The 3132-nt window shown below is 63.2% G+C and carries 6 protein-coding genes; 3 read left to right on the top strand and 3 right to left on the bottom strand.

The window, feature by feature from the left end:
• Nucleotides 1–411, bottom strand: a 411-nt coding sequence (locus tag NS2_RS35310; protein WP_036552751.1) for an HD domain-containing protein, incomplete at its 3' end; no start/stop codon positions are given.
• 291 nt (nt 412–702) lie between these two features.
• On the opposite strand from NS2_RS35310, the gene NS2_RS35305 reads away from it, so the two are divergent.
• Nucleotides 703–1071, top strand: coding sequence for a hypothetical protein (locus NS2_RS35305; protein WP_036552748.1), 369 nt, complete (start codon nt 703–705; stop codon nt 1069–1071).
• A gap of 32 nt (nt 1072–1103) precedes the next feature.
• Entirely contained in the window at nt 1104–1487 is a 384-nt protein-coding gene (locus tag NS2_RS35300; protein ID WP_036552749.1) for a hypothetical protein, read from the top strand.
• Between the two features lie 77 nt (nt 1488–1564).
• Here the strand turns inward: NS2_RS35300 and NS2_RS35295 are convergent, their stop codons facing one another.
• A complete protein-coding gene (locus NS2_RS35295) occupies nt 1565–2053 on the bottom strand; it encodes a recombinase family protein (RefSeq protein ID WP_228102567.1) in 489 nt (162 codons plus the stop codon).
• 341 nt (nt 2054–2394) lie between these two features.
• Between NS2_RS35295 and NS2_RS35290 the strand changes: the two genes are divergently transcribed.
• Nucleotides 2395–2922: a DUF6924 domain-containing protein gene (locus NS2_RS35290; protein ID WP_143837478.1), complete on the top strand. Its 528-nt coding sequence runs from the start codon at nt 2395–2397 to the stop codon at nt 2920–2922.
• 20 nt (nt 2923–2942) lie between these two features.
• Here the strand turns inward: NS2_RS35290 and NS2_RS37055 are convergent.
• Nucleotides 2943–3132, bottom strand: a 190-nt coding sequence (locus NS2_RS37055) for a hypothetical protein (RefSeq protein WP_222594910.1), incomplete at its 5' end; no start/stop codon positions are given.

The raw sequence follows: 3132 nt of genomic DNA, 5'->3' as shown, positions 1-3132 counted from the left end.
GTCAGGTGTTGTCGTCATGTCGCAGTAGGTCAGGGCATCGACTAACACGTGGTCGTCGAGAATCGGGAACTCCGCGGCCAACTGTACGCCTAGCTCGCGTTCGTCCGCTTCCAGCAGTGCGAAGGTGTGGTTGGCGACCAGTCGTGTTACCCGCTGATCGGCCTCGTGCTCGTCGCGCAGAAAACGCGCACCATCCAATGGATGGAAACCGGTGACCACCAGCCTGGGTGCGTAACCGACATCGTGCAGGATCGCCGATGCAACAAGGAGTTCGGTGTCGCAATCGAGTCTTGCCGCAACCTCGATCGCTGCTCGTCCAACACCCTGGGAGTGCGCCCATCGTCGGGGAAGTGGCAACTCCAGTTCGCTGCGAGCCAGACGCCACGCCCAAGACGACTCATGATCGGCCACCACGCGACGGTACCTCCTCGAATTGCCACAGGGGAGGGACCCGTCAAAGCCCGTCGGCTGTGAACCCTCGGGCGCAGTCGTCCCAAACTGCACCGTAGCTACCATTCGGCTATTGTTGGTGACCTTGTAATACGGGCATTCCGGTTCACCCCGGCGTCAAGACCAGCCAAGAACGGATGTGCGGATGGAGCGACTGCGAGATCTGCCCTTCGCCCCGCTATGGGTAGTCGTGTTCTTGACATTCATGGTGATGTGGGGATTCGCAGCGAACGCTACGGCGGTCGAGAACGGATGCGCGAGTTCTACTACGCGGTGCGCACCCGGCAGTTGCCCGTACTGGCCACGGCCGGCGAGGTCACCCTCTGGGGCCAGTGGATCCTCGAGGAACGCGACCGTCGTCGCACGGGCTTTACCTTGTCCTGGTTTTTCCTCGCCCTCGCCGCCTTCTGCCTGATCCTTCCTGCACTCCTTGCTCTGAAACCCCACGGCTACACGGGTGGCCTCGGCTTCCCCGCTGTGGGAGTAATCGCCCTTGTGGGTTTCGCTTGGGGCCGATTCGCCAACCCGCGCGTCCTAGCAGGGCTCGACGCGCTGGCGCAGCAGGGAACCGCACGGGGATACGGCCGTGGACTCGTTATGGGTCAGCCGTATCTGTACTGAATCCACGGACCCGAATAGGAAGGGGTTATGAAGTGGATGAATCCGAGTATGTGCGACGGATACGGGCGAAGCTTCCGCCGGAGGCGGCGCATATCCCGATCTGGGATACGACGGTCCCGGAGGATCGGCCCGACGTTCCGGTTTGGCGGTACCGTTCGATCGCCAATGACAGCGCGTTGGCGAAGCTGTATGCCGCCAGGTTCGGACTGGAGTTGCTCGGCGAGCCCGGGGCCACTACGGCGGCATCGGTGACCGAATTGGCAGAGTGCGCCGCCACCGAGCCCGAGCGGGTGGTGGACATGTTCGAGGCCGCCCATCAAGGCGGTGCGTTGACGTGGGATTCGCAGCGTTGGGTGCATGTCGAAACACGCCGCGGTTGGGCGCGGGAGTATCGTGATCTGTTGCGAGGCAACTGATTTCAATCGCACACTAGTAGCCGCATGCCGTGCTGATCGGGTCGGGGCTGGTTTTGCGGCTACGGCGACCAGCCGTGCTAAACGGTGGACAGATACCGGTAGACGGTGGCGCGAGAGCATCCGAGCATTTTCGCGATGTCCGGTGCGCCGATGCCCTTCTCCTTCAGTTCCCGGGCCTTCGCAGCAGTCGCATCATCCACCTTGCGAGGGCGGCCACCCTTGCGGCCGTTCGCCGCTGCCGCCGCCAGACCTACGCGAGTGCGTTCGATCATCGTGTCTCGTTCGAGCTGAGCAAATGCGGCCATGATCGTGAGCATCGCTTTGCCCATCGCTCCGTCCGTGCGGAGTCCTTCGGTGAGGCTGTGGAAGCCGATCCCGCGCTCGGTCAGTTGCTCGATGAGCTGAAGGACGTGAACCGTGTTGCGGCCCAGTCGGGTCCAGCTTCCACACCGCCAGCACATCGCCCCCGCGAAGGGATTCAGGCACCGATCCAGTCCCGGCCGTTCAGTCTTCGCTCCAGACACGCAATGATCGGTGTAGATGCGTTCCGCGCCAGCGGCCTTCAACGCGTCGAGTTACAGCTGGGGGTCTTGGTCGGTCGTGCTGACCCGGGCGTATCCGATGATGGCCACTTGATCCGTTCCTGTCTCATATTCCCGTCACTCTGCGCGTTTTGAGACGGCTCCCAATCAGATTCAAGGGCGACTTGGGGAGGGCCCCGGGGTGTTTGAGTGTTCGGGCACCTATGCCGGACCCCTCCCCCCGAGGTCCTTCTGGGCTAGCGCCGGGGTCGCCTCCCGATAGCCGCCCGGGGATCGCTCGCTGCGGCCCCGGAAGGGTGGGACCGCTAGATTGGTGATCGTGTCAGCGCCCCTGGAAGCAATCGCAACCATAGTTCCCTCATGACATGATCGACCCAGGTCAATCCACTAAAACGCCACAATTCACCGGGCCTGTGGGCGACACATCCCTGGGCGACGGTGGCATTCCGGCTGATGCGATGCAGAATCCTGCTATGGCACGGTCTCTGCCCGCGGGCGAATCACTCCTCTTGCGTACCGACTTCACCGACGACACGACGTGGGCCCAGACCCTCGCGGCGGTCATCGCGTCCTACCGCGAAGACACGATCACGGGTCTGACACCCGTCAACGACGCTGCCTTCGACAGGCTGACACTCGATGCACTGGGAGAGCTGATCCACGACCAGACCTACGTGTTCCTCGCCGACGCCACCACGATGACCGACCCCGAGCACCCCCTCCTGGCCGTCGACACCAGCGACGAGAGCAGCCACGGCAACTACCCGATGCTCCGGCTCGCACCGAGCGTAATGGCCGAGGTCGAGGTCAACCTCTTCCTCGCCAACACCGACTTCGCCGACTTCGCCGACACCGTCGACGACGACGGCGTATATCGCGGCCTCAACCGGTGACTACAGGTCGGTGACGACCGTCACTCCGGGCGGTGGCACAACTTGAAAACGGTCCACGCGGTACCCGCCGGGGCGAGCAGCAGACTGCACAGCAAAACCCAGGCGACGAGGTAGTTGAGCGTTCCGTGTTCGTCATCAGCTCTTGGCACGATGATGCCCACAGAAGCAACGGCTACCAGCAGCCCGACGACGCCAACTGAGGTTCCCCCC

This window comes from Nocardia seriolae NBRC 15557, assembly GCF_007990715.1.
GTDB lineage: Bacteria > Actinomycetota > Actinomycetes > Mycobacteriales > Mycobacteriaceae > Nocardia > Nocardia seriolae.
This window is presented reverse-complemented; position numbering and strand designations above follow the sequence as displayed.

Excerpts from the sequence above, each read along its gene's own strand:
- NS2_RS35290 (WP_143837478.1), top strand. The coding sequence starts at position 2,395 with ATGATCGACCCAGGTCAATCCACTAAAACGCCACAATTCACCGGGCCT.
- NS2_RS35305 (WP_036552748.1), top strand. The coding sequence starts at position 703 with ATGCGCGAGTTCTACTACGCGGTGCGCACCCGGCAGTTGCCCGTACTG.